The sequence below is a fragment of the Nonomuraea sp. K271 genome (assembly GCF_009908215.1).
GTDB lineage: Bacteria > Actinomycetota > Actinomycetes > Streptosporangiales > Streptosporangiaceae > Nonomuraea > Nonomuraea longispora.
This window is the reverse complement of sequence record NZ_JAAAHR010000399.1, coordinates 1-575: the sequence shown is the minus strand read 5'-3', so window position 1 is coordinate 575 and position 575 is coordinate 1. Positions and strand designations below refer to the sequence as shown.

At 64.9% G+C, this 575-nt stretch carries 1 protein-coding gene; it reads left to right on the top strand.

Annotation, left to right across the window (positions count from 1 at the left end; genetic code table 11):
* A partial coding sequence (locus tag GUY59_RS49720) for a hypothetical protein (protein WP_212746396.1) occupies positions 1-210 on the top strand: 210 nt, incomplete at its 5' end.
* Between the last annotated feature and the right edge of the window lie 365 nt (positions 211-575).

Genomic DNA, 575 nt, shown 5'->3' with positions numbered 1-575 from the left:
CCCTCGGCCCGGTGCAACCGGCGGATCTCCGCCCAGTCCTCCACCTTGATCACCCTCCAGAGTGAACTGCACGAGGGGGTCAGATTTCGGCCGTCGCCATGGGGTCAGTATTCACGCGCCGTCGACATCGCCGACCTCGCCGAACTGTTCACGGTCTCCCGCACCACGGTGTACCGGATACTCCAACGGCACGACAGCTCAACGGACTGATCGCCAGATCACGCGCCTGGCTCATCTGCACCTGGTGACACGATCCTTACCAGCGCCCCAACTGGCACGGACGGTGCGCCGACTGCCAAGCCGCGCACCCCGCACAAGCCGCCGACGCTGCGGACCAGGACTGACCGCCGCCCAACACCGCTACGCCATCGCCGCCCGAGCCGAACGCTCGGGCGTCGACGCATCCCGCTCCCACCAGCTACAACGCAACCTCACGATCCCTTTCTGGCGTATTCGTGTGTCCTGAACGTGAAGGAGAGTTCGATGTAGGCGAATGATCTGGAGCGATGCTGCTCGGATGATGAAGGTCTTGGCCCTTCGGAGCCGCCCTGCGGAGGGAGGCTTCAAACCGCCTC